Source organism: Proteiniphilum propionicum (genome assembly GCF_022267555.1).
Classification (GTDB): Bacteria; Bacteroidota; Bacteroidia; order Bacteroidales; family Dysgonomonadaceae; genus Proteiniphilum; species Proteiniphilum propionicum.
Genome location: NZ_CP073586.1, coordinates 3,583,613 through 3,608,367 on the forward strand (window position 1 = coordinate 3,583,613; position 24,755 = coordinate 3,608,367).

At 42.0% G+C, this 24,755-nt stretch carries 37 protein-coding genes; 4 read left to right on the top strand and 33 right to left on the bottom strand.

From position 1 onward, the window contains the following. Nucleotides 1-3 precede the first annotated feature (3 nt). From rpsD to rpsL, 31 genes are all read right to left on the bottom strand, one after another. Nucleotides 4-612, bottom strand: coding sequence for a 30S ribosomal protein S4 (gene rpsD / locus KDN43_RS14825; RefSeq protein ID WP_238867357.1), 609 nt, complete (start codon nt 610-612; stop codon nt 4-6). A gap of 119 nt (nt 613-731) precedes the next feature. Then, on the bottom strand, nt 732-1,121 hold the full coding sequence (gene rpsK, locus KDN43_RS14830; protein ID WP_238867359.1) for a 30S ribosomal protein S11: 390 nt from the start codon (nt 1,119-1,121) through the stop codon (nt 732-734). 12 nt (nt 1,122-1,133) lie between these two features. Next, nucleotides 1,134-1,514, bottom strand: coding sequence for a 30S ribosomal protein S13 (gene rpsM, locus KDN43_RS14835; protein WP_238867361.1), 381 nt, complete (start codon nt 1,512-1,514; stop codon nt 1,134-1,136). Between the two features lie 39 nt (nt 1,515-1,553). Continuing rightward, nucleotides 1,554-1,670 carry a type B 50S ribosomal protein L36 gene (gene ykgO / locus KDN43_RS14840; protein ID WP_076929107.1) on the bottom strand — a complete coding sequence of 39 codons (117 nt, stop codon included), beginning with the start codon at nt 1,668-1,670 and terminating at the stop codon, nt 1,554-1,556. A gap of 68 nt (nt 1,671-1,738) precedes the next feature. Then, nucleotides 1,739-1,957, bottom strand: a complete 219-nt coding sequence (infA, locus tag KDN43_RS14845; protein WP_019541318.1) for a translation initiation factor IF-1 — start codon at nt 1,955-1,957, stop codon at nt 1,739-1,741. A 110-nt stretch (nt 1,958-2,067) separates the two neighbouring features. Beyond that, complete coding sequence (gene map, locus KDN43_RS14850; RefSeq protein WP_238869499.1) at nt 2,068-2,823, bottom strand: type I methionyl aminopeptidase; 756 nt, start codon at nt 2,821-2,823, stop codon at nt 2,068-2,070. A gap of 27 nt (nt 2,824-2,850) precedes the next feature. Next, nucleotides 2,851-4,173, bottom strand: a complete 1,323-nt coding sequence (secY, locus tag KDN43_RS14855; protein ID WP_238867362.1) for a preprotein translocase subunit SecY — start codon at nt 4,171-4,173, stop codon at nt 2,851-2,853. Nucleotides 4,174-4,177: 4 nt separating this feature from the next. Beyond that, nucleotides 4,178-4,624: a 50S ribosomal protein L15 gene (rplO, locus tag KDN43_RS14860; RefSeq protein ID WP_238867364.1), complete on the bottom strand. Its 447-nt coding sequence runs from the start codon at nt 4,622-4,624 to the stop codon at nt 4,178-4,180. Nucleotides 4,625-4,657: 33 nt separating this feature from the next. Continuing rightward, nucleotides 4,658-4,834, bottom strand: a complete 177-nt coding sequence (gene rpmD / locus KDN43_RS14865) for a 50S ribosomal protein L30 (RefSeq protein WP_238867366.1) — start codon at nt 4,832-4,834, stop codon at nt 4,658-4,660. A gap of 17 nt (nt 4,835-4,851) precedes the next feature. Then, complete coding sequence (gene rpsE / locus KDN43_RS14870; protein WP_238867368.1) at nt 4,852-5,370, bottom strand: 30S ribosomal protein S5; 519 nt, start codon at nt 5,368-5,370, stop codon at nt 4,852-4,854. A 5-nt stretch (nt 5,371-5,375) separates the two neighbouring features. Continuing rightward, nucleotides 5,376-5,720, bottom strand: a complete 345-nt coding sequence (gene rplR, locus KDN43_RS14875) for a 50S ribosomal protein L18 (RefSeq protein WP_238867371.1) — start codon at nt 5,718-5,720, stop codon at nt 5,376-5,378. A 21-nt stretch (nt 5,721-5,741) separates the two neighbouring features. Beyond that, the gene (gene rplF / locus KDN43_RS14880) at nt 5,742-6,296 is read right to left on the bottom strand and encodes a 50S ribosomal protein L6 (RefSeq protein WP_238867373.1); all 555 of its coding nucleotides are present in this window, start codon (nt 6,294-6,296) and stop codon (nt 5,742-5,744) included. 18 nt (nt 6,297-6,314) lie between these two features. Continuing rightward, on the bottom strand, nt 6,315-6,710 hold the full coding sequence (gene rpsH / locus KDN43_RS14885) for a 30S ribosomal protein S8 (protein ID WP_238867375.1): 396 nt from the start codon (nt 6,708-6,710) through the stop codon (nt 6,315-6,317). A 124-nt stretch (nt 6,711-6,834) separates the two neighbouring features. Beyond that, nucleotides 6,835-7,104: a 30S ribosomal protein S14 gene (gene rpsN / locus KDN43_RS14890; RefSeq protein WP_238867377.1), complete on the bottom strand. Its 270-nt coding sequence runs from the start codon at nt 7,102-7,104 to the stop codon at nt 6,835-6,837. A gap of 166 nt (nt 7,105-7,270) precedes the next feature. Next, entirely contained in the window at nt 7,271-7,837 is a 567-nt protein-coding gene (rplE, locus tag KDN43_RS14895) for a 50S ribosomal protein L5 (RefSeq protein WP_238867379.1), read from the bottom strand. Then, entirely contained in the window at nt 7,837-8,154 is a 318-nt protein-coding gene (gene rplX / locus KDN43_RS14900; protein ID WP_238867382.1) for a 50S ribosomal protein L24, read from the bottom strand. Before rplX ends, rplE begins: the two co-directional genes overlap by 1 nt. Nucleotides 8,155-8,175: 21 nt before the next feature. Then, nucleotides 8,176-8,541 (bottom strand): 50S ribosomal protein L14, encoded by a 366-nt coding sequence (rplN, locus tag KDN43_RS14905; RefSeq protein ID WP_238869501.1) that lies wholly within the window; start codon nt 8,539-8,541, stop codon nt 8,176-8,178. 1 nt (nt 8,542) lies between these two features. Next, entirely contained in the window at nt 8,543-8,800 is a 258-nt protein-coding gene (rpsQ, locus tag KDN43_RS14910; protein WP_238867384.1) for a 30S ribosomal protein S17, read from the bottom strand. 7 nt (nt 8,801-8,807) lie between these two features. Next, nucleotides 8,808-9,011: a 50S ribosomal protein L29 gene (gene rpmC / locus KDN43_RS14915; protein WP_238867386.1), complete on the bottom strand. Its 204-nt coding sequence runs from the start codon at nt 9,009-9,011 to the stop codon at nt 8,808-8,810. Nucleotides 9,012-9,017: 6 nt separating this feature from the next. After that, complete coding sequence (gene rplP / locus KDN43_RS14920; protein ID WP_238867388.1) at nt 9,018-9,449, bottom strand: 50S ribosomal protein L16; 432 nt, start codon at nt 9,447-9,449, stop codon at nt 9,018-9,020. 11 nt (nt 9,450-9,460) lie between these two features. After that, entirely contained in the window at nt 9,461-10,213 is a 753-nt protein-coding gene (gene rpsC, locus KDN43_RS14925) for a 30S ribosomal protein S3 (RefSeq protein WP_238867390.1), read from the bottom strand. Between the two features lie 4 nt (nt 10,214-10,217). Beyond that, on the bottom strand, nt 10,218-10,631 hold the full coding sequence (rplV, locus tag KDN43_RS14930) for a 50S ribosomal protein L22 (RefSeq protein WP_238867392.1): 414 nt from the start codon (nt 10,629-10,631) through the stop codon (nt 10,218-10,220). A 40-nt stretch (nt 10,632-10,671) separates the two neighbouring features. Continuing rightward, nucleotides 10,672-10,941, bottom strand: coding sequence for a 30S ribosomal protein S19 (rpsS, locus tag KDN43_RS14935; protein ID WP_238867394.1), 270 nt, complete (start codon nt 10,939-10,941; stop codon nt 10,672-10,674). A 21-nt stretch (nt 10,942-10,962) separates the two neighbouring features. Next, complete coding sequence (gene rplB / locus KDN43_RS14940; protein ID WP_238867395.1) at nt 10,963-11,790, bottom strand: 50S ribosomal protein L2; 828 nt, start codon at nt 11,788-11,790, stop codon at nt 10,963-10,965. A 5-nt stretch (nt 11,791-11,795) separates the two neighbouring features. After that, nucleotides 11,796-12,089 (bottom strand): 50S ribosomal protein L23, encoded by a 294-nt coding sequence (rplW, locus tag KDN43_RS14945; protein WP_238867397.1) that lies wholly within the window; start codon nt 12,087-12,089, stop codon nt 11,796-11,798. A gap of 13 nt (nt 12,090-12,102) precedes the next feature. Then, a complete protein-coding gene (gene rplD, locus KDN43_RS14950) occupies nt 12,103-12,732 on the bottom strand; it encodes a 50S ribosomal protein L4 (RefSeq protein WP_238867399.1) in 630 nt (209 codons plus the stop codon). A 1-nt stretch (nt 12,733) separates the two neighbouring features. Further along, nucleotides 12,734-13,351: a 50S ribosomal protein L3 gene (rplC, locus tag KDN43_RS14955; protein ID WP_238867401.1), complete on the bottom strand. Its 618-nt coding sequence runs from the start codon at nt 13,349-13,351 to the stop codon at nt 12,734-12,736. 18 nt (nt 13,352-13,369) lie between these two features. Then, nucleotides 13,370-13,675: a 30S ribosomal protein S10 gene (gene rpsJ / locus KDN43_RS14960; RefSeq protein WP_019541341.1), complete on the bottom strand. Its 306-nt coding sequence runs from the start codon at nt 13,673-13,675 to the stop codon at nt 13,370-13,372. Nucleotides 13,676-13,685: 10 nt separating this feature from the next. After that, entirely contained in the window at nt 13,686-15,815 is a 2,130-nt protein-coding gene (gene fusA / locus KDN43_RS14965; protein ID WP_238867403.1) for an elongation factor G, read from the bottom strand. A gap of 21 nt (nt 15,816-15,836) precedes the next feature. Continuing rightward, nucleotides 15,837-16,313, bottom strand: a complete 477-nt coding sequence (gene rpsG, locus KDN43_RS14970) for a 30S ribosomal protein S7 (protein ID WP_238867404.1) — start codon at nt 16,311-16,313, stop codon at nt 15,837-15,839. A gap of 157 nt (nt 16,314-16,470) precedes the next feature. Continuing rightward, entirely contained in the window at nt 16,471-16,875 is a 405-nt protein-coding gene (gene rpsL / locus KDN43_RS14975) for a 30S ribosomal protein S12 (protein WP_238867405.1), read from the bottom strand. 441 nt (nt 16,876-17,316) lie between these two features. On the opposite strand from rpsL, the gene KDN43_RS14980 reads away from it, so the two are divergent. From KDN43_RS14980 to KDN43_RS14990, 3 genes are read left to right on the top strand one after another with little or no spacing between them, the layout of a single operon-like run. Beyond that, entirely contained in the window at nt 17,317-17,823 is a 507-nt protein-coding gene (locus KDN43_RS14980; RefSeq protein WP_238867406.1) for an RNA polymerase sigma factor, read from the top strand. Next, complete coding sequence (locus KDN43_RS14985) at nt 17,820-18,410, top strand: hypothetical protein (protein ID WP_238867408.1); 591 nt, start codon at nt 17,820-17,822, stop codon at nt 18,408-18,410. Before KDN43_RS14980 ends, KDN43_RS14985 begins: the two co-directional genes overlap by 4 nt. Continuing rightward, the gene (locus KDN43_RS14990) at nt 18,407-18,922 is read left to right on the top strand and encodes a DUF4252 domain-containing protein (RefSeq protein ID WP_238867410.1); all 516 of its coding nucleotides are present in this window, start codon (nt 18,407-18,409) and stop codon (nt 18,920-18,922) included. The genes KDN43_RS14985 and KDN43_RS14990 overlap by 4 nt, the downstream gene beginning before the upstream one ends. Before the next feature lie 142 nt (nt 18,923-19,064). Here KDN43_RS14990 and KDN43_RS14995 read toward each other — a convergent pair whose 3' ends face one another. Beyond that, nucleotides 19,065-20,159: a hypothetical protein gene (locus tag KDN43_RS14995; RefSeq protein WP_238867412.1), complete on the bottom strand. Its 1,095-nt coding sequence runs from the start codon at nt 20,157-20,159 to the stop codon at nt 19,065-19,067. 129 nt (nt 20,160-20,288) lie between these two features. Then, nucleotides 20,289-22,448: a S9 family peptidase gene (locus KDN43_RS15000; RefSeq protein ID WP_238867414.1), complete on the bottom strand. Its 2,160-nt coding sequence runs from the start codon at nt 22,446-22,448 to the stop codon at nt 20,289-20,291. 280 nt (nt 22,449-22,728) lie between these two features. Here KDN43_RS15000 and KDN43_RS15005 point away from each other — a divergent pair, with 280 nt between their 5' ends. Continuing rightward, nucleotides 22,729-24,744 carry an OPT family oligopeptide transporter gene (locus tag KDN43_RS15005; RefSeq protein WP_238867415.1) on the top strand — a complete coding sequence of 672 codons (2,016 nt, stop codon included), beginning with the start codon at nt 22,729-22,731 and terminating at the stop codon, nt 24,742-24,744. Nucleotides 24,745-24,755 lie beyond the last annotated feature (11 nt).

The window sequence follows — 24,755 nt, forward strand, 5'->3', positions numbered from 1 at the left end:
AAATTATTGTTTAGAATATAATTCTACGATGAGTTGTTCTTTAATATTTTCTGGAATGTCTGCTCTCTCCGGAATATGCAGGAGTTTACCGCTCATAGTAGCCTTATCCCACTCCAGCCAGGGGTATTTGCTATGATTAAAACCGGATAGGGCGTTCACAATCACCTCCATTGATTTTGATTTTTCTCTTACACCGATAACTTCACCCGGTTTTACAGTGTAGGAAGGGATGTTCACAACCTGTCCGTTCACTACAATATGACGGTGAGTTACAAGCTGACGTGCTGCAGCCCTTGTAGGTGCAATACCCAGACGATAAACTACATTATCCAAACGCGATTCCAGCAACTGTAACAATACCTCACCGGTAATTCCGCGGCTACGTACAGCTCTGTCAAATGTAAGGCGAAACTGTTTTTCGAGAACTCCGTACGTATATTTAGCACGTTGTTTCTCACGCAGCTGAATACCATATTCCGATGTTTTTCTCCTGCGAGAATTTCCGTGTTGTCCCGGGGGATAGTTCTTTTTGGAAAGGACCTTGTCGGGGCCGAAAATAGGTTCGCCGAATTTACGGGCGATTTTTGTTTTTGGACCAGTATATCTTGCCATTTTACAAATTAAACTTTTTTACTGAAGCCTAAACTGTGCAGCCGCGATTACAGAGAAGTTATATTGTAATCAATCACAGCTCAAGTTTCAAGTGGAATGAAACTTAAATGAATTATTGATTAAACTTTTCTTGCTTTAGGCGGGCGGCAACCATTGTGAGGTAGAGGAGTAACGTCTACTATCTCCGTTACTTCGATACCCGATCCATGAATGGTTCTGATAGCTGACTCACGACCGTTTCCGGGACCTTTAACGTAAGCCTTCACCTTACGCAATCCCAGGTCATATGCTACCTTTGCACAATCCTGAGCAACCATTTGCGCCGCATAGGGAGTATTTTTTTTGGAACTTCTAAATCCCATTTTCCCGGCGGAGGACCAGCTGATCACTTCTCCGTCTTCATTGGTTAACGAAACGATGATGTTGTTAAATGATGATGAGATGTGTGCCTGTCCGACAGCGCTCACTTTTACATTTCTCTTTTTTGCTGCAACTGTTCTTTTTGCCATGTTACCTGTCTATTATTTAGTAGCTTTTTTCTTGTTAGCAACGGTTTTCTTTCTTCCCTTACGCGTACGTGCATTATTTTTTGTACTTTGTCCGCGCACGGGTAATCCTATACGGTGACGGATGCCACGGTAGCAACCGATATCCATCAATCGTTTTATATTCAATTGTACTTCTGAACGAAGATCCCCCTCTACTTTGTATTCGTTGGAGATGATCTCACGAATACGGGCTGCCTGATCGTCAGTCCAGTCTTTTACTTTTACATCTCTATCAACTTCAGCTTTTGTTAAAATAGAGTTAGCTGCACTGCGACCGATGCCGTAGATATATGTGAGCGCCACTTCGCCTCTCTTGTTCTGCGGTAAATCAACACCTACAATTCTTATAGCCATATATGTTTATTTATTTTTTGATTACAATAAATACTTATGCTATCCCTGACGTTGTTTAAACTTGGGATTCTTTTTATTGATAATGTACAAACGCCCTTTTCTTCTTACTATTTTGCAGTCGGCCGTACGTTTTTTTAAAGATGCTCTTACTTTCATATGATAGTATATTTTTTATCTGATATCTGCCAGTTTTTGACACTGACATCTATAAGTCGTTAATTAAATTATTTGTATCTGAACGAAATTCTTCCTTTTGAAAGATCGTAAGGCGACATTTCCACTCTCACTCTGTCCCCGGGTAAGATACGTATATAGTGCATACGCATCTTTCCGGAAATATGGGCGGTTATCTCATGTCCGTTTTCAAGTTCTACACGAAACATTGCATTGGATAATGCTTCTATAATAGTTCCATCTTGTTCTATTGCTGCTTGTTTAGCCATTAATAGTTACTCCTTTTTTAGTTGTTGTTTTCAGTAACTTTTACAATTTCCAGCAACAACATGGTTCAAGCAAGCTTGTCTTCTGATTATTGCTGCATGTAATGTGGTTACTAAATAAATTCAAATGTTGATAAAATATCAGCGCTTCCGTTACGGATAGCAATTGTGTGCTCAAAATGAGCCGATGGCTTTCGATCTTTGGTTCTAACTGTCCATCCGTCTTTTTCGAAAACAACATTTTTGCTACCCATATTTATCATCGGTTCAATTGCAATACACATGCCATTCTTAATTAGCTGGCCTGTACCCCGCCTGCCGTAGTTCGGCACTTCCGGAGGTTCGTGCATCTGTCTGCCAATACCATGTCCTACCAGCTCGCGAACTACAGAATATCCATTAGATTCGCAGTATGCCTGTATTGTTGAACCGATATCACCAATTCTATTGCCTTCCTTTGCCTGTTCAATGCCTTTGTAGAGAGCATCAATGGTAACATTCAACAGTCTCTTCACGCTCTCGTTAACCTCTCCTACGCAAAAAGTGTAGGCCGAGTCACCGCAAAAACCTCCCTTTTTGGTACCGCAATCAATTGAGATCACATCACCTTCAAACAGTGGTTTGTTGTTGGGAATGCCGTGTACCACATTTTCGTTCACCGAAGTACAGATAGAATTTGGGAAACCGCCGTATCCTAAAAAAGTGGGAACTGCACCGTGATCCCTGATAAACTCTTCTGCGATCTTATCAAGCTGCAAGGTTGTTATTCCCGGCCTGATGTGCTTTGAAAGTTCTCCTAGCGTCATACCCACCAAGCGGTTAGCTTCACGCATGAACTCGATCTCTTCGTCTGTTTTCAGTATTATCACTCTGCTATTCATCTATTCACCAAAACTTTAGTAAGCAGCTATTGAGCCTGTTCTGCCTTTAATCTTAGCTCCCGATTTTAGGAAACCGTCATAATGGCGCATTAACAAGTGGCTTTCAATCTGTTGCAACGTATCCAACACCACTCCTACGAGTATCAAAAGCGAAGTACCACCAAAAAAATGTGCAAACTGAGAGTTTATTCCCATTAATCCTGCAAAAGCAGGTAATATAGCGACTATTGCCAGAAAGAACGAACCCGGCAAAGTTATTCTAGACATAATTGTGTCAATATACTCAGCCGTTCTCTTTCCAGGTTTCACACCAGGAATAAATCCGTTGTTACGTTTCAAATCTTCAGCCATCTGCACCGGGTTTACAGTAATTGCAGTGTAAAAATAGGTAAAGGCGATTATAAGTAATGCAAAGACCAGATTATACCAGAAGCTGGTATAACTCATCAGTGACGCCCAGAAACCCCCTCCCTCTTTTGCTGAAAACTGTGCAATAGTGATGGGGATAAACATAATTGCCTGTGCAAAGATTATCGGCATCACGTTAGCAGCGTTAACTTTCAGCGGGATATACTGTCTTACACCACCATACTGTCTGTTTCCAACAATACGTTTTGCATATTGTACAGGTACCTTTCTCACACCCTGAACAAGCATAATTGCAGCAGCTGTAACAGCTACCAGGAACAACAACTCTATCAACAAAAGAATAAGCCCTCCAGGAGCATCGATCAATCGGTCGTACTCTGCAACCAGTGAGCGTGGCAAACGGGCAATGATACCTATAAGTATAATAAACGAAATACCGTTACCAATTCCTTTATCTGTGATTCGCTCTCCAAGCCACAACACAAACATACTTCCACCTGCAAGAATGATTGTTGATGGCAATATCCAATCCCAAAAACCTCCAGGAATAGCTCTACCTACGGCTCCGTAGAGATAGGCAGGCCCTTGTATCAGTAGAATTGCCACTGTAAGATAGCGGGTATACTGATTAATTTTTGTCCTGCCGCTTTCACCCTCATGCTGCATCTTCTGAAAAGCGGGAACGGCGATTCCCAACAACTGCATAACGATGGAAGCCGATATGTAAGGCATAATACCTAGTGCGAAAATTGATGCGTTGGCAAATGCTCCTCCCGAAAACATATCGAGAAGGCTAAGAAGGCCTGTACTGGCATTTGACTGCAACGCTACAAGCTGTTCCGGATTTATCCCCGGCAAAACAACAAATGATCCGAACCGGTAAATTGCAACAAAACCTACGGTGATAATAAGTCTTTTTCTAAGATCTTCTATCTTCCATATATTTTTTAATGTCTGTACAAATCCCATTTCTTCAGATTTTTACGGCTGTTCCACCTGCAGCGATTATAGCTTCTTCAGCTGTCTTGGAAAAAGCGTGAGCTTCAACCTCAAGTTTGGCTGTTAATGTGCCTCTGCCAAGAATTTTCACCAAGTGTTTACGGGCAATAAGGCCTGCATCCATCAGCACTTCAGGATTAATTTTAGTATACCCCTGTGATTCTACCAGTTCCTGCAATGTCTCCAAATTAATGGCTTTATATTCAACTCTTTTCAGTGGCTTAAATCCGAATTTGGGGACACGACGCTGCAAAGGCATCTGTCCTCCTTCAAAACCGACCTTCTTTGAATAGCCTGATCTTGATTTCTGTCCCTTATGTCCTCTTGTGGAAGTGCCTCCTTTTCCCGATCCGGGTCCTCGCCCGATTCTTTTCCGGGTTTTGGTTGAACCTTCAGCCGGTTTTAAATTCGATAAATCCATATTTGTATCTTTTTTTATCGTTTATTATTCTTTTTAATCCACAACCGTTACCAGATGGTTCACTTTGCGAATAAGGCCTCTCACTGAAGGCGTATCCTTGTGTTCCACCACACGGTTCATTTTTGTAAGTCCAAGAGCGTCCAACGTCTTTTTCTGATCTTTAGGAGCTCCGATTCTACTTTTTGTCTGTTTAATTTTTATTGTAGCCATGTCAGATTTCATCCTTTTTATCCGTTAAACACTTTTTCTATACTTACACCTCTGTTTTGCGCTACCGTAAAGGGGTCTCTCAGTTCAGTCAAAGCCTCGATAGTTGCTTTTACAAGGTTATGCGGGTTGGAAGATCCTTTCGATTTAGCCAGCACGTCGGTAATCCCCACGCTCTCAAGCACGGCACGCATAGCACCTCCTGCCTTTACACCTGTTCCGGTAAAAGCTGGTTTAAGAAACACCTCGGCTCCGCCGTAACGGGCAACCTGCTCGTGCGGAATGGTCCCCTTGTAAACGGGAACCTTGATTAGATTCTTCTTAGCGGCTTCCACACCTTTGGCAATGGCGGTTGTAACTTCACCTGCTTTTCCTAAGCCCCATCCAATGATACCATCTTCGTTTCCAACAACAACCATTGCAGCGAATGTGAAAGTACGGCCTCCCTTGGTAACTTTGGTTGTACGATTAATAGCCACTAAACGGTCTTTTAATTCGATATCGTTTGTTGATTTTACCTTGTTATTTTTTACTGCCATAATCGTTAAAATTTAAGCCCTCCTTTACGGGCGGCATCAGCCAGTTCTTTAATACGTCCATGATACAAGTAACCGTTTCTGTCGAACGTTACCTTTTCTACTCCTGCTTCTTTGGCATTTTCTGCGATAAGCTGTCCCACCTTAGCGGCAATCTCTTTTTTAGGAAGTTTATCTTCCAGTTTCAGAGATGATGCAGATGCCAGCGTGGTACCGCTATTATCATCAATTACCTGGGCATATATCTGTTTATTGCTCCTGAATACGGAAAGACGGGGGCACTCGGCAGTGCCGTGAACTTTACCGCGTACACGAGTTTTGATTTTTAATCTTCTTTCGTTCTTTGTTAACATTGCGATTTCAGTTTACGTAGATTATTTACCTGCTGTTTTACCCGACTTGCGACGTACCTGTTCACCTACGAAGCGAATACCTTTACCTTTGTAAGGCTCCGGCTTGCGGAACGAACGGATTTTAGCACATACCTGTCCGAGTAGTTGTTTATCACAAGATTCCAGAATAATAAGAGGATTCTTGTTTCTCTCCATTTTGGTCTCCACCTTTATCTCTTTGGGTAATTCCATAAAAATACTGTGTGTATAACCAAGAGATAATTCCAGAATTTGCCCGTTGTTGGTCACACGATAACCAACACCAACAAGTTCCATTTCTTTACGGAAACCTTCTGAAACGCCAATAACCATATTGTGCAGCAATGAACGATAAAGCCCGTGCAGAGAGCGGCTCTCTTTATCATCATCGGAGCGTTCAATGGAAAGCACACCATCGCTAACCTCCACCTTCATATCAAGGCCAATCTGCTGATTTAGCTCCCCTTTAGGGCCTTTCATTGTGATCACATTATCTTCTCCTACTGTCACTGCAACACCTGCAGGCAGCGTAATGGGTAATTTTCCTATTCTTGACATATTTTTCTCTCCTTCAGATTAATAAACGAAACACAATACTTCTCCGCCAACTTTATGTTCACGGGCTTCTTTATCTGTCATTACTCCATTTGAAGTAGATAATATGGCAATACCCAGGCCATTGAGTACGCGCGGCATATCTTTGTAACCTACATACTGGCGTAAACCGGGCGTTGATACACGCTTCAATTTCTTAATCGCGTTTACTTTGTTTACAGGATCGTACTTCAGGGCAATCATTATTGTGCCCTGGGGACCATCCTCTACAAACTTATAATTAAGTATGTAGCCTTTTTCAAAAAGAATCTTAGTGATGTCTTTTTTTAGATTCGATGCGGGTATCTCCACCACACGATGCTTCGCCTGGATGGCATTTCGTAGCCGCGTCAAATAATCTGCTATTGGATCTGTCATATACTAAAAATTTAAATTGATCCCGACCGCCGGGACAATATTTAATAAAACGTCATTTCTTTAAAGTCGCCGGTAATTGATCAAACCTTTTCCCAGTTTTTTCACTTTTCGGTTTATCCATCTATTACCAGCTAGCCTTCTTCACACCGGGAATCAGGCCTTTAGATGCCATTTCCCGGAACTGGATACGAGAGATGCCGAACTGGCGCATATATCCTTTGGGGCGTCCGGTAATTTTACAACGGTTGTGCAATCGTACCGGGGAAGCGTTCTTGGGAATGGATTGAAGTGCTTCGTAATCACCCTCTGCCAGATACTTTGCTCTTTTCTCGGCATAACGGGCAACCATCCTGGCTCTCTTCACCTCTCGGGCTTTCATTGATTCTTTTGCCATTATATATTAATTTTTTTTGTTCATTAAAATTATTCATTGAACTATATTCTACTATTTCTCTCTGCAACATAATGCAATAAAACTTGCTTGTGACTGCATTTATTAAAGAAATAGTTTGCCAGCCAGCAGCATAACTCAAACGTAGCCTGACTTATGCCAACACAGCTTAATGCGAATGTTCTGTCTTAAACGGTAAACCGAACTCTCTAAGAAGAGCATAACCTTCCTCGTCGGTAGGAGCAGTAGTAACGAAAGTAATATTCATTCCCAGCAAACGTGTTATTGTATCAATGTTGATCTCCGGGAAAATAATCTGTTCCTCAATACCCAACGTGTAGTTGCCTCTTCCATCAAGCTTGGCCCCTATACCCTTGAAGTCACGTATACGAGGCAGAGCCACACGTACTAATCTTTCAAGGAATTCATACATTTTATCATGACGAAGTGTAACTCTCACGCCTACAGGCATTTTTTTACGCAATTTAAAATTTGATATATCTTTGCGTGAAACGGTTGCCACTGCTCTTTGTCCAGTGATAGCAGTAAGTTCGTTGATCGCTGTCTCGATGATTTTTTTGTCTGCCACAGCAATGCCCAAACCCTGATTAATTACTATCTTCTCGAGTCTGGGTGCCTGCATTACCGATTTGTAATTGAATTCTTTCATCAAAGCAGGAACAATACGCTCTTTATAATCCTTCTTTAAACTAACTTGGTATGTTGTAGTACTCATTAAATTTCCTCCCCAGATTTTTTAGCGTAACGTACTAATTTGCCTTTACTGTTTTCCTTACGCCCAATGCGAGTGGGTTTACCTGTTTTAGGATCAACCGGGTTTAAATTGGAGATGTGAACTGAAGCCTCTTTCTTTTCAATACCTCCATTTGGATTTTGAGCATTGGGTTTTGTATGTTTTGACACTATGTTTACGCCTTCCACTACTGCACGGTTCTTTTTAACTAGAACCGTTAGTACACGTCCGGTTTTACCTTTATCTTCACCGGAATTCACGTAAACAATGTCGCCTTTCTTTATGTGTAATTTACTCATTGCCTGTGATTGCTTAATAGATTATAATACTTCTGGTGCTAATGAAACAATCTTCATGTTCGTGGTACGCAGTTCACGGGCAACGGGACCGAAGATACGACTTCCTCTCAATTCACCGGCATTGTTCAGCAGAACGCAGGCATTGTCGTCGAAGCGTATATACGAACCGTCTGCACGGCGAATCTCTTTTTTCGTACGAACGATGATCGCTTTTGATATGGCACCTTTCTTAATATCACTCGAAGGGATTGTGCTCTTGATAGAAACAACTATGACATCCCCAACCGACGCGTAACGTCTTCTAGTTCCACCAAGCACGCGAATGCAGAGTGCTTCCTTGGCGCCGCTGTTGTCGGTAACCGTTAATCTTGATTCTTGTTGTATCATCTTACTTAGCCCTCTCAATTACTTCAACCACTCTCCATCTCTTTTTTTTGCTCAAAGGACGAGTCTCCATAATACGGACTGTATCACCAATGTTACAGTCGTTCTTTTCATCATGGGCGTGAAATTTTCTCGTTTTATTAACGAACTTCCCATATATAGGGTGTTTCTCTTTCCATTTTACAGCAACAGTGACAGTTTTATCCATTTTATTGCTGAAAACGACCCCGATTCTTTCTTTTCTTAAATTTCTCGTTTCCATTTCTCTGTTATTGTTCTTTTTTCAACTCTCTTGCACGAAGTTCTGTATTTATACGTGCAATATCCCTGCGTTTCTCTTTCAATAAGCCAGAATTGTCAAGTGGAGTTATGCTGTGATTGATACGCATCCTTGTAAGTGCTATCATTTCGGCATCTAATCTCTCTTTCAGATCTTTCCCGGACAGTTCTATTAATTCTTCTTGTTTTCTCATCTCGATTTACGATTTTTTCTCATTATCATAATCTCTTCGAACCACAAATTTAGTGGTAACCGGCAATTTCTGAGCTGCTAAGCGCAAAGCCTCTTTTGCAACTTCATAAGGTACTCCTTCAACCTCAAAAATAATTCTGCCGGGAGTAACGGGAGCAACGAATCCTTCGGGATTACCTTTACCTTTACCCATACGTACCTCTGCAGGCTTTTTTGTGATAGGCTTATCTGGGAAAATACGAACCCAAACCTGTCCCTGACGTTGCATGTAGCGCGTTACAGCGATACGGGCAGCTTCTATCTGGCTTCCGGTAATCCATTTGGATTGCAATGATTTTATGCCAAAAGAGCCAAACGCCAGTTGATTGCCGCGGCCGGCATAGCCTTTCATGCGGCCTTTCTGCTGTCTTCTGAATCTTGTTTTCTTAGGTTGTAACATATTTTCTTCAATTAAGCATTGTTTTTATTTCTTCTGCGTCTGCCCCCTCTTCCACCTTCAGGCCTGTTTCCGCCACGGCCTCCGCCACTGTGAGAACGGCTGTCCTTTGAAGTTGCAAACGAAGGTGAAAGATCTTTTTTGCCATAGATCGCACCACGGCAAATCCATACTTTGATACCTATCAGACCTACTTTTGTCAGCGCTTCACCTTGCGCGTAATCAATGTCGGCACGGAAAGTATGAAGTGGGGTCCTACCCTCCTTATACATCTCCGAACGAGCCATCTCAGCTCCGTTCAAACGACCTGACACCTGAATTTTGATTCCCTCGGCCCCCATTCTCATGGTAGAAGCAATAGCCATCTTCACGGCGCGGCGATATGCTATTTTACCTTCAATCTGGCGTGCAACGTTATTTGCTACAATAACTGCATCGAGTTCCGGTTTTTTTATCTCAAAAATATTTATCTGTATATCTTTGTCGGTGATCTTCATCAACTCTTCTTTCAACTTGTCAACTTCCTGGCCCCCTTTACCAATAATAATCCCGGGGCGAGCTGTACAAATTGTGATAGTCACCAGTTTCAATGTTCGCTCAATAACGATTCGAGATACACTTGCTTTGGCAAGACGGGCATTCAAATAGGTGCGGATCTTATTGTCTTCCAGCAAAATGTCACCATAATTATTTCCGCCGTACCAGTTAGAGTCCCATCCCTTGATGATTCCTAAACGATTTGCTATCGGATTTACTTTTTGTCCCATCTTGTTATCCTTGTTCTTGTTCTTCTTTATTCATTGTATCTACCACAATCGTCACATGATTTGAACGTTTGCGGATTCTGTATCCCCGGCCTTGCGGAGCTGGACGAAGCCTTTTAAGTGTAGTTCCTTCGTCAACAGTTATTGTTTTTATATAGAGTTCGCCTGTTTCGGCTTTACGTTCGTTTTTCTGTTCCCAGTTAGCAATAGCTGAAAGCAGCAGTTTTTCAATTTTACCGGATGCTTCTTTGTTGGAGAACTTTAAAACGCCCAACGCTCTGAACACCTCCATACCTCGAACCATGTCAGCGACATATCGCATTTTACGCGGCGAGCTGGGGACATTCCTCAATATAGCGAAAGAGACATCCTTTCGCTCTTCCTTTCTTTGTTCGGCTGATATTCTTTTTCTAGCACTCATGTCTTTTTCTGTTTTACTTTATTCGTTAAGCGCCCTGATCTTATTTCTTTCTGTTGCCAGCGTGTCCGCGGAACGTACGGGTAACAGCGAATTCGCCCAGTTTATGCCCAACCATGTTCTCTGTGATATAAACGGGGATGAATTTGTTCCCGTTGTGCACAGCGATGGTGTGTCCAACAAAATCAGGAGATATCATAGAGGCTCGTGCCCATGTTTTGATCACGGATTTTTTGCCGCTCTCGTTCATGGTAATTACCTTCTCTTCTAATTTGAGATTGATATATGGACCTTTTTTTAATGACCTGCTCATAATTTTTAATAATTAATCAGATTACTTCTTTTTTCTTCTCTCTACAATGTATTTAGAAGAATGTTTTTTCGGGGCTCTTGTCTTCAAGCCCTTTGAATATAAGCCTTTGGCTGATCTTGGATGGCCTCCTGAAGCACGTCCCTCACCCCCACCCATTGGGTGATCAACAGGGTTCTTGCTAACCCCGCGAGTGCGCGGACGACGTCCTAACCATCTTGAACGGCCGGCCTTCCCTGATTGTTCCAGAGCATGGTCCGAATTACCAACACTTCCAACAGTAGCTTTACATGCCGACAGAATTTTGCGAACTTCTCCGGAAGGCATTTTTATAATTGCATATTTCTCTTCACGAGATACCAATTGTGCGAATGTTCCGGCTGATCGTGCCATCTTGGCTCCCTGACCCGGGCGTAATTCAATATTATGAATTACAGTTCCTATAGGAATTACAGACAGTGGGAGCGCGTTTCCAACTTCAGGGGCAGCACCTGGCCCCGACATCACTGTGGTTCCAACTTTTAAGCCGTTAGGAGCTAAAATATAGGCCTTTTCGCCATCTGCATAATATAATAGTGCTATGCGAGCTGAGCGGTTAGGATCATATTCTATACTTTTAACAACGGCCGGGATACCATCTTTTGTTCTCTTGAAATCGATAATTCTGAACCGCCTCTTATGTCCGCCTCCTACATTCTTAACAGTCATCTTACCCTGACTGTTGCGGCCTCCTGACGTTTTCTTACCAAGTACAAGAGATTTCTCCGGTACACTTGCAGTGACATTTTCAAATGAACCGATAATCTTGTGTCTTTGCCCCGGTGTAGTGGGCTTTAATTTACGTATTGCCATCTCTTTTAAATATTGCTAAATAAATCGATTGATTCACCTTTTCTCAAGGTTACGATTGCTTTTTTATACGATGGCGTAAGTCCTGTAACCACACCCGATTTTGTATATCGGCTTTTCAGCTTACCATCATATTTCATTGTATTTACATGCTCTACATGTACGTTGTAAAGTTCTTCAACTGCATTTTTGATATCAACTTTATTGGCAGAAGGCTCAACGATAAAACCGTAACGGTTTTCAAACTTTTCCGTTATTGCGGTTTGCTTTTCTGTGAATATGGGTTTTACAATTACACTCATCTTCTCTCTCTCCTTATGCTTTTAATAAGTTATCAATCACAGCAACCGACGACTCGGTTATTACGAGATTTGCACAGTCCATAATTTTATATGTATTTATATCAGAAGCTGTTACAACATTGACTCTGCTTAAATTTCGAGCCGACAAATATACGTTTTTATTCTGACCCGGCAAAACTAAAAGTAGCTTTTTATCAGAGAGTTGCAGATTCTTCGTAATCTCTACAATCTGTTTTGTTTTTGGTGAATCAAAAACAAAATCCTCTACTACAATAATAGCATTATTTTTTGCTTTCAGTGAAAGTGCCGACTTACGAGCCAACTCTTTCACCTTTTTGTTCACCTTGAATCCGTAATACCTTGGTTTAGGGCCAAAAACTCGCCCGCCACCGACCAAAACAGGAGATTTAATATCTCCTCGGCGTGCACCGCCACTCCCCTTCTGACGAATGAGCTTGCGTGTACTTCCGGTAATTTCGCTTCTCTCTTTTGACTTATGCGTACCCTGACGCCTGTTGGCCAGATACTGTTTTACATCTAACCAGATAACATGATTGTTAGGTTCAATCCCGAAAATGGAATCGTCGAGCGTCACCTTTTTGTCTGTTACCTCTCCTTTTATATTATAAACACTTAATTCCATCTTATTTTTCGATTGCTACAATTGAACCTTTACTTCCCGGAACAGAACCTTTTAGCAATAAAAGATTGTGCTCGGGTATTACCTTAATCACCTGCAGGTTTTGAACGGTTATACGTTTGTTACCCATCTGGCCGCCCATGCGAGTTCCCTTAAATACTTTTGCTGGATAGGAACATGCGCCGATAGATCCAGGAGCACGCAGCCTGTTGTGTTGACCGTGTGTGGACTGACCAACACCGCCAAAGCCGTGGCGTTTAACAACACCCTGAAAACCTTTTCCTTTCGATTTTCCGATCACATCAACGTAAATGGTCCCGTTAAAAATATCAACACCTATTTCGGAACCTTCTTTATATTCGTTCCCAAAACCTTTGAACTCGGCCAAGTGTCTCTTGGGTGTTACTCCGGCTTTTTTAAAGTGACCTTTTTCAGGGTTCGTGGTATGTTTTTCCTTTTTGTCTTCAAACCCGAGCTGAATTGCGTCATAACCGTCATTTTCAACGGTCTTCACCTGAGTAACTACGCAAGGACCTGCTTCGATAACAGTGCATGGAATATTTTTTCCATCAGCACTGAAAACGGATGTCATTCCGATTTTTTTTCCTAATAATCCTGGCATTTCTCTGTTGTTTTATAATTATACTTTAATCTCCACTTCTACACCGCTGGGCAATTCAAGCTTCATCAATGCATCCACTGTCTTTGCCGTAGAGCTGTAAATATCAATTAGGCGTTTGAATGAAGCGAGCTCGAACTGTTCACGCGATTTTTTGTTCACAAACGTTGAACGGTTCACGGTGAAAATGCGTTTGTGTGTAGGCAACGGAATAGGGCCACTGACTACTGCACCCGTAGCTTTTACGGTCTTTACGATTTTCTCGGCTGATTTATCAACCAGGCTGTAATCGTATGATTTCAGTTTAATTCTGATTTTTTGGCTCATATACTATAAATTATTTAATCAAATCTACACGGCCTTTTACTTCCGTTAATACTTGTTTTGCTATGGAAGAAGAAACCTCTTCAAAGTGCGAAAAAGCCATTGTTGAGGTTGCTCGTCCCGATGTAATTGTGCGCAAAGCAGTTACATATCCGAACATCTCTGAAAGCGGTGTCTTTGCTTTTACCACACGTGCTCCGGAACGGTTCGATTCCATTCCCTCTACCTGGCCGCGACGTTTGTTCAAGTCGGAGATAACATCTCCCATACTCTCTTCGGGAGTAACCACTTCAACCTTCATAATTGGCTCCAGAAGTATAGGTCCGGCTTTTTCAGATGCATTCTTGAAAGCTTGCATGGCACAAATCTCAAACGAAAGCTGATCAGAGTCTACCGGGTGGTACGAACCATCAATTACTGTCACTTTCAACTTATTCAGCGCATAGCCTGCAAGAATGCCATTTTTCATTGCACGCTGGAACCCTTTCTGAATGGAAGGTATGTACTCTTTAGGTATATTACCACCCTTCACTTCATCAATAAATTGCAGTTCGCCTTCAAAATCGCTGTCGGCAGGCTCCACGCGTACTATCATATCGGCATACTTACCACGACCTCCTGTCTGCTTCTTATATGTTTCACGCAATTCAACAGGCTTGGAGATAGCCTCCTTATAAGAAACCTGCGGCCTACCCTGATTGGCCTCAACCTTGAACTCACGTTTCAACCTTTCGATAATGATCTCAAGGTGAAGTTCACCCATCCCGGAAATAACTGTCTGCCCGGTCTCTTCATCCGTTTTAACGGTGAAAGTGGGATCTTCTTCTGCCAGTTTGGCCAATCCGTTAGAAAGTTTATCAAGATCTTTCTGCGTTTTTGGCTCAACAGCAATTCCAATAACCGGATCTGGGAAATCTATTGCCTCAAGAATAATGGGCTTGTTTTCATCACATAAAGTGTCCCCGGTACGAATATCCTTAAAACCTACTCCGGCACCGATATCTCCTGTTCCGATAAAATCTTTCGGGTTCTGTTTATTTGAATGCATCTGGAAGAGGCGCGAGATACGCTCTTTCTTCCCTGAACGTGCGTTGTAAACATATGATCCTGCATCAAGTTCGCCCGAGTAAACACGGAAGAAACAGAGACGCCCAACATACGGGTCTGTTGCAATCTTGAATGCCAGGGCACACATTGGCTCGCTGGGATCGGGATGACGGACAAGAACCTTGGTGGAGTCGCCAGGATCGGTACCTGTTATTGCATCAGTATCAAGAGGACTTGGCAGATAGGCGCAAACAGCATCCAGTAAAGTCTGCACACCTTTGTTCTTGAAAGATGATCCGCAAATCATAGGATTAATCTCCATAGACAATGTGCCTTTTCTGATAGCGCTCCTTATCTCATCCTCTGTGATTGAATTGGGATCGTCAAAGAATTTCTCCATGAGCTTATCGTCAATTTCGGCAATTGTCTCTAACATATTTTCGCGCCATTCACGGGCTTCATCAAGCAAATCGGCAGGAATGTCGGTAATATCGTAATCAGCTCCCATTGTCTCATCATGCCAATAAAGGGCTTTCATTGTAACAAGATCAACGACGCCCTTAAAATTTTCTTCAGCACCAATAGGTATTTGAATAGGGCAAGCCTTAGCGCCAAGCATCTCTTTTACCTGACGTACAACATCAAAAAAATTGGCTCCCGAACGGTCCATCTTGTTCACATAGCCTATTCGAGGAACCTTGTATTTATCTGCCTGACGCCACACGGTCTCCGACTGCGGTTCAACACCTCCTACAGCACAAAATGCGGCCACGGCACCGTCTAACACCCTAAGTGAGCGTTCAACTTCTACTGTGAAGTCAACGTGCCCCGGAGTGTCTATCAAATTTATCTTATAAGTATTGTTATCAAATTTCCAACTCGTGGTAGTAGCAGCAGATGTAATGGTTATACCACGCTCCTGCTCCTGCTCCATCCAATCCATGGTTGCTGCGCCATCGTGAACCTCTCCGATCTTATGCGTTAAACCTGTATAAAACAGAATCCGCTCAGATGTGGTGGTCTTGCCGGCGTCAATATGAGCCATGATACCAATGTTACGAGTGAAGTTTAATGTCTCTTTTGAACCCTTAGCCATCTTTTTTACCTTCTATCAATTTTAAAATCTGAAATGAGCAAAAGCACGGTTTGCTTCTGCCATTCTATGCATATCTTCTTTGCGTTTGAAAGCACCACCCTGACTGTTATAAGCATCAACAATCTCGGCTGCAAGCTTGTCAGCCATTGTTTTACCTCCTCTTTTTCGTGCATAAAGAATGAGGTTTTTCATTGAAACGGATTCTTTTCTTTCCGGTCTTATTTCCGTGGGAACCTGAAAAGTAGCACCACCAACACGGCGCGATTTAACTTCCACCTGAGGTGTTATATTATCGAGCGCGGCTTTCCATATCTCAAGAGCCGACTTCTCTTCATTGGGCATTTTAGCCTTTACATTCTCCAGAGCAGTATAGAATATATCGTAAGAGATACTTTTCTTACCATCATACATAAGGTGGTTAACAAATTTTGTTACCCTTACATCACCATAAACAGGATCCGGGAGAACCTGCCTTTTTTTGGGTTTTGTTTTTCTCATTGTTTAAAAAATTGTGTGTTGTTTGGCTGCCATTTATATGTCTTCAACAAATTCCTCCGAATTTATTTACTCAACCTGTAATAAGTAGCGTACTCCAAAAATTTCAACAGCGATAATACATTTAATTATACTTAAAATGATGCTTAGCGGGGATGGATTACTTTTTCCCTTTAACCGCAGTTTTAGCACCTGCCTTGGGACGTTTAGCCCCATATTTGGAACGTCTTTGGGTGCGGCCGCTTACTCCGGCTGTATCCAATGAACCACGCACAATGTGATAACGTACACCGGGGAGATCCTTTACACGTCCGCCACGCACAAGCACAATGGAGTGCTCCTGCAGGTTATGTCCTTCTCCGGGGATGTAGGCATTCACTTCCTTTGAGTTAGTCAAACGTACACGTGCAACCTTTCTCATCGCTGAGTTTGGCTTCTTGGGTGTAGTAGTATACACTCTCACGCACACGCCACGGCGCTGCGGACAAGAATCCAAAGCAGGCGATTTACTCTTCTCCGTAAGGGTGGTACGTCCTTTTCTTACTAGTTGTTGAATTGTAGGCATTTTCTGCTTTCTTTTTTTTGTATTTCTATATTTTTAAATAATTGCTATTTAACCACTTTTCCCACTCTGTGCGTATAATAATAGACTGATTATCATTATATAACCTTTCACTTCGAGTGAAAAACGGCACAAAATTACAAATAATCAGTAAGATATGCAAGCGTTTGCGAAGGTTTTTATGAAAAATAATTGATCATTTGTAAATGACGTGTATGATTAAGGGTAGAGAAAAAATCACAAAGAGTAATGAAACGAATAATTGAAATAATGAAATGTGACGAATAAAATATCATGAATAAAATGTTAAAATATATGGAGTAAATTCTCTCGCGTTGATCAATAAAATTGACACAGAGCTGTTTTTTCTTATTGTTTCTTACAAAAAAGAGAATAAATTTGCATTCTGATGTAACTTTTTTCTCTTTCAACCGTCATTATATAATGAGTATTGATTCGTTTCATAAAATAATTCTGCCCCTGAAGGACAAACTCTTCAGGCTCGCCTACAGTATTGTAAGAGAACAAGCTGAAGCAGAGGACATAGTGCAGGACTTACTGCTGAAACTGTGGAGCAGAAAAGAGGATTGGAACTATATAGATAACTTGGAAGCCTATTGCTTCAGGGCTACCAAGAATATGGCACTGGACAGGCTGGCCTCGCAGGCAATCAGAAAAACAGGGACACTTGACAAGGAAAAAGAGGAGCTCTATTTTGTTGAGCATCAATCTCCACACAGTGAAATGGTAAGAAAGGAACAACACTACTTGATAGAAAGATGTATTGATGAGCTCCCCGAGAATCAGCGGTTGGTGTTCCATCTGAGGGAAATTGAGGGGTTTAGTTATAAAGAGATATCCAAATCGCTATCTATAAGCGGAGATCTGGTTAAAATAACACTTCACAGAGCAAGAAAAAGGATGAAAGAACTGTTATCAGAATATAAATGAATAGTGAATATATAAATATATTGCTGGAGAGATACTGGAATTGCGAAACAACGCTGGAGGAAGAGAAAGAACTGCAGGATTTTTTCTCGGGAGTTGGTGTACCTGAAGATCTGGAACAGTATATTCCTCTGTTCTCTTATATCAGAATGGAGCAATCAGTAACTCTAAGCAAAAATTTCGATAATAAACTGAAAGCAGCTTTAGAAGATACCGATAAGAACAGATATGTCACTATCCGGATTTACACCCCTCTGCTGCGGATAGCTGCGTCAGTTCTGTTACTGGTGGGATTGGGTACAGGTCTGTTCTTTATCACACGTCAGAACAATAAGCCGCATTTTACTGAAAAATTTGAAGACCCCAACGCTGTTATGCAGCAGGCAACATATGCACTTGAGAAACTGTCTAACGCTCTACAGGTGAGCGAAGCAGCTTCAATGCAGACCATCAGGGATATTGATGATCTGAATATCGACTGGTCATCAATCGACTCATTAAGCAACTTACTTGATGATGATATGGATGATTCGCTGAACAACACTGTTGAGGTTAAAAAAGATGGATTGAATAAAATTGGGAATCTATGAGAAAGACGTTATTAACACTGTTTGTTTTATTGTGTACCACAACGGTTTTCGCGAACGACTTTGTAACTCTGTTCATCGAAAAATATGCCGAAGACAAGCGTCCGCTGAACAATGTGAATATCGGGAAGGCAATGCTTGAAAAGATGGCGGCAAGTACTAATGATGAAGATCTGAAGAAAACATTCAGAGAGTTGAACAGTATACATATCGTAAGCAGTGATAACAAGAGAGATTCCAAACACTACTTTGCAAAAGCACATGAACTGATAAAAGCTGAGTTCGGCGATTACGAAGAGGTGGTGTCGGTAAACGAGAAAGCATCAAAAATTTCAGTTTTGATGAAGAGAAACGATGAAGAGACGCAGAATCTGATTCTTATCTCGCTTGATGAGGAGGATAAACTGACCATTATTACGGTATCAGGTAAAATCGATTTCAATTCCTTCTCAAAGCTGTCAGGTTCAATCAAAAGCGAGCAGCTGGTTCCTGAGATGGTGAATCATCTTTATTAAAAATAAAACAGCCATTTATAAATGGTAATTTACAAATAACTTTTTTCTTTTTTATATTTAAACGATGAATAGGCAGCCGAACGTGAGTTTAGCTGCCTATTGCTTTATTAATAGTTTATAAAACAGTAGAAGGGTACTCTATTCAATTTACTTTACGAAATCGATGAGCCAGCAATACTGTGTTTTTTAAATACTCAAATTCAAGTTCAAAACACTCGGAATAAATATCGGTACCGGTATTATCCTCAATCTGCGATACGGTCCATAGTTTCCCGCCCTGAAGCTGCAAGCTGTTGAAAATATTTTCATCTTCAATATCGGCTACATAGAGAAAAATAAGCCGTTTTGTGATTTCATTTTCAAAAGTATATTTCAATAAAAAACGAAGTGGAAGATTACTGTTGCCACACTCTTTCCTTATGCTATAACGCAAAGTTTCATCCACTTCGTCGTTATACTGCATATATTTTTCAAACGGGTAATCCAGTTTTCCGGGATCTAATAGTCGTGAATGATCCCTTTCCTTAAGATAGATCTTCCCCTTATAAATTAGTGCTACACGAACTACAGGATGCATGAATCTGTTCTTCATATCCTTAGTGATTGACATGGCAACCCTGCCCGTCACATCTCCTTTCTCCGTTACAACAGGCAACCACTCCTCCTTATAGAGTTTTTTATCCAAAATAAATAACCTAACGCTCTCTATGGCTATGACTGCCACCAGTATTGCCTGGAAGAGCAACAAAACTGTCGTTGAATTAACATAAACGGCTTCAGGAGAACCAGTAACATAAAACACCAGGACAAGCAAAAGATGAATTGAAAGCCCGTACTGTGTCTGAAATGCTACCCGAAAAGACTCCTTCATGTAGTTTTTCAATATATAGTTTCGTCCTTTGCCCACCCTTAACACTATCCTTCCCCTGGAAAGCCTCATCAAAATAAGAGATATTAAAAAAACGATCTCGGTTATCATAAATCTGTTCAGCAGAGGCAGGCTATTAAAAAATGAAAATGACAGAAGTAACGTCACAATAAAAGTAGTAATGGAAATTTTATATATAAGGCGGCTGAATTTTTTTACTAAAAAATAACCAATCAATGAAAGTGACAAGCCAACACCTGCAGCCAAGCGAGTATCGGTGTGCAATATTAGGATAGAAAACAGAAGCATAGGTACAAGCCCGAATGCAGGATTCCTGATAATTCTATGTATTTTAGACGAAAAAGCCATATAATATTACGAAAACTTCACCATTAATAACAACAAATGGACATTTTTGTTTAGGCGGGAAAAAAACTGCCGCTGAATTGGTTCTACCATTCAGCAGCAGATCATGTTAAATTATAACAATAGTGAATACTACAAATTCAACCTGTAAAAGCCTATAACTTTTTCGTAGAGATATTCACTTGTGTTGCCGCCTGAAATAAAATGATCTTTATCGGGAAAGACAAACATCTCGAAATGTTTGTTCGCCTTTATAAGAGCCCGTGTGTATTCAATGGTATTCTGAAAATGAACATTGTCATCGGTTGTGCCATGCACAAGAAGAAGGTTCCCCTGCAATCTGCCCGCAAGTTCAACTGCCGAGGCGTTAATATACCCCGTACTGTTCTGTTGCGGGGTACGCATAAAACGTTCAGTATAGACTGAATCGTAAAAGCGCCAGTCTGTAACCGGCGCAATGGCTACACCGGCTTTGAGTGTTCCATCACCGCGACTCATACTCATCAGCACGTTGTAACCCCCATAGCTCCACCCCCATATTCCAATACGGTCCGCATCGATATAGCTCAGCGAGCCTAGGTATTGCGCTGCGGCTACCTGATCATCTGACTCAATGATACCCAGGTTCATGTACGTACACTTACGAAACCTGGCGCCACGAGCACCTGTTCCACGACCATCAACACAGGCCACCACAATATCTTCATTCAACAGCGCATAATACCAGCTTGCACTGTACTTGTCCAACACCTTCTGCGAGTTGGGCCCGCTGTATTGAATCATAACCACAGGATATTTTTTGGAGGGGTTGAAATTGTTGGGTTTCAATATCCAGCCATTCAGGAGTGTGATACCGTCTGCAGCTGTTACCTTGATGTATTCCCTTTTAGGGAGCCGCGCGGATGCAACCTCGGCCTTTATTGACTGATTGTCTTCAAGTATGCGCAGCTGCTTACCGTTTGAATCATGTAAGGAGATAACATCAGGTGTACTTGCATCGGACCAGCGATTTAGAAAAAACTTCCCATTATTGCTGAAAAAGGCTTCATTAAATCCAGGCTGATTCGACAGTTTCTGAGGTTTCCCCTTGCTAATATTTATTTTGTATATATTTCTTCGCAAAGGACTTTCATCAGCTGCCTGATAGAAAAGCACCTCCGATTGAGGATCCACCCCCAGGAGAGCAGTCACATCGTAACTACCCGAAGTGAGTTGCTTCTGTAATGTACCAGATAAGCCATAAACATATATATGGCTGAAGCCGTCTTTTTCAGAAATATAGGTGAATTTGTCTTCAAGAAAATGAATAGAATTCAGCCAGTCAGAATCAATGTACTGTTCGCTCTCTTCCCTTAATACCAGCTTCGACACAGTAGTCCGGGGATTGACATAATACATATCGAACCGGTTCTGGTCTCTGTTTAAAGTCATCACTGCCAGCCGGGCAGGATCATTTGTAAATTTTATACGGGGAATATACCCATCCTCTTCAACGGGCAGGTCCATTGTGCGGGTGGTTCGCGATTCAATATCAAACACACGGCATTCAACACTGGAGTTTGCTTCACCTGCTTTTGGATACTTAAAGTTATAGTAACCGGGATAAAGCTGCCCGTTGAATGTCTGGAAAGTAAACTCTTTCACCGGAGATTCATCGAACCGGACGAAAGCAAGTAACCGGTTATCGGGTGAAAACTCCATTAGTCGGGTAACTCCAAACTCCTCTTCATACACCCAATCGGTAGCACCGTTTATTATTTTGTTTCTCAATCCATCTTTGGTTATCTGCGACTCAGTATCAAAGTCGAACTTAGAAAGCCAGATGTTATTATCTATTACATATGCCGCCATCTTGCTATCGGATGAGAAGGTGGGCATCATCTGTTTAGAGGGTTTATCAGTAAGCTTCCTTATCATGTTGCGACGCACATCGTGATAATAATAGCTGGCCCGGAACGAGTGCCGGTATATCTGCTCCCTATCTATATAAACCAGCACGCGGTTTTCATCGGGGCTGACAAGAAATCCCTGAAAAGAATCAAAAGTGCAATTACGTGCTGTAAGTGTGCTGAAGAGTGTATCAACTGCATTTCCCGTCGCGTACGAAAACTTGATAACTGCCGTTCGCTGCGGATCGGCTTGATAATAATGAAGTCCATCCTGTGAAGAAACCATTTCTCTTACATCACGTGGACTGAACTTGCCGTTAAGAATATCATTTAATGAATAATTCTGCGCCGTTACTGATAGAGTACACATAACAGCCATTGCGACATGAAGAAATTTTCTCATTTCCCTTACTGTTTAAAATTACAAAGTTACAAATTATATCTTGCAGTTACTGCAGAGAGCTCTCACGACCATATAAAAGCTATGAATTTAATACAAAATTATGAAACCAGGCTTCTCTTTACGGTTTTTTTTGTATTTTCGGCAAAAATTTGTGAAACCTGGCCAGCTTTGGAGTTTCAGATTCCTGGATTACGAATTGAAGTTACGATACACGAAAAACCTGTCACACAAAGCTGATATAATGGAAGAATCAAAAATGAGAATTAAAAACAAATGAACAATGGAACCGAAAGAAGGAAAAATTACAGAATTGCCCGACAATGCATATCGGGAGCTGAAGCCGGGGGAAGATTACAGTCCGGTAATGCCTGCAGATAAACCAGTGAAAGAAGCCACCCCATGGGCAGTAGGAATGGGATTGCTGATGGCAGTTATTTTCTCGGCTGCAGCTGCTTATTCAGGCTTGAAAATAGGTCAGGTGTTTGAAGCAGCTATCCCAATCTCCATCATTGCTGTAGGGGCATCGGCAGCCTTCCGTAAGAAAAATGCACTTGGGCAGAATGTCATCATCCAATCCATTGGCGCATCATCGGGTGTGATTGTTGCCGGAGCAGTCTTCACAATTCCAGGACTATATATCCTCCAGGCCAGGTATCCCGAAATTCAGATTAACTTCTGGCAGATTTTTTTCTCTTCACTCCTCGGGGGATTCCTTGGAATACTGTTCCTCATTCCTTTCAGGAAATACTTCGTGAAAGATATGCACGGAAAACTTCCTTTTCCCGAAGCTACCGCAACTACAGAGATACTTATGACCGGTGAGAAGGGGGGAAGCCAGGCACGCTTGCTGGTTACAAGCGGGCTCATCGGAGGATTATTCGATTTCTGCTTCTCAGCTTTCCGGCTCTGGAGCGAAGAAATTACAACTCGAATAATTCCTGCTGGTGCCATGCTAGCGGAAAAGTTTAAGATGGTATTGAAATTCAATGTAAGTGCACTCATCTTTAGCTTTGGTTATCTGGTAGGATTGCGTTTTGCACTGATAATTACCGTCGGCTCGTTACTCTCGTGGCTGGTGTTAATACCAATGGTAAACGAGATTGGAACGCTGGCAGCTGCCGCAAGTGGGGGTGTAAATCCGTTCGCTGCTATGACGGCAGAACAGATTTTCGCTGAGTACGTACGTCCGATAGGCATAGGCGCTATAGCAATGGCAGGTATCATCGGCATCATCAAATCTTCAGGCGTGATTGGAAGTGCTTTCAAGCTTGCAGTAGGAAAAAAAGGTGTCGCAGCTACTGGCAAAACTGAGATAAAACGTACACAACGGGATCTGAAAATGTCGTTTGTGATGTTATTTCTGTTCCTTACACTTGTTGCTGTTTTTATTTTTCTTATCACAGGAGTTAAGATTACATTAGTGCAGTCGATTGTTGCGCTACTCACCATCACCATAATCTCTTTTCTCTTTACCACTGTTGCGGCAAATGCCATAGCCATAGTAGGCTCTAACCCCGTTTCAGGCATGACTCTTATGACCTTGATACTTTCATCAGTAATCCTGGTTTCAGTGGGACTGGAAGGCTGGCAGGGTATGGTCAGCGGCTTGATTATCGGAGGGATTGTCTGTACAGCGCTCTCCATGGCTGGCGGGTTTGTTACCGACCTTAAAATTGGTTACTGGCTTGGCTCCACTCCGGCAAAACAGGAATCGTATAAGTTTCTTGGAACACTTGTCTCCGCAGCTACCGTAGGCGCTGTTATTTTTATTCTGAACGAAGCTTATGGGTTTGTTGCTACTCCAGAGCATCCTAATCCCATGGTGGCACCTCAGGCAAATGCCATGGCGGCAATCATTGAGCCGTTGATGGCAGGCAGCGGCGTAAGCTGGACGTTACTGGGTATTGGAGCTGTAATAGCCATACTGGTGAACTGGCTGAAGGTGTCTCCACTGGCCTTTGCGCTCGGGATGTTTATCCCACTTCCTTTGAATACCCCTCTTATTGTAGGCGGATTGCTGAATCACTGGGTAAATAAAAGCACAAAAGATAAAGAGCTGAATAATTCCCGTCATCAGCGTGCCATCCTTATCTCTTCAGGATTTATTGCAGGTGCTGCCCTATTTGGAGTATTGGGAGCCCTTATCATCTTTCTCACAGGGAAGAGTGACGTTCTTAATATTGGTTTGTGGGCAAACCCAGGTGGAACAAGAGCACAGATAGTAGCACTGTTTGCCTTTACCGGACTGGTTACTTATTTTGTCTGGGAGACAAAACGGGCGAAAAAAGGAGATTAGTTGAATACAGA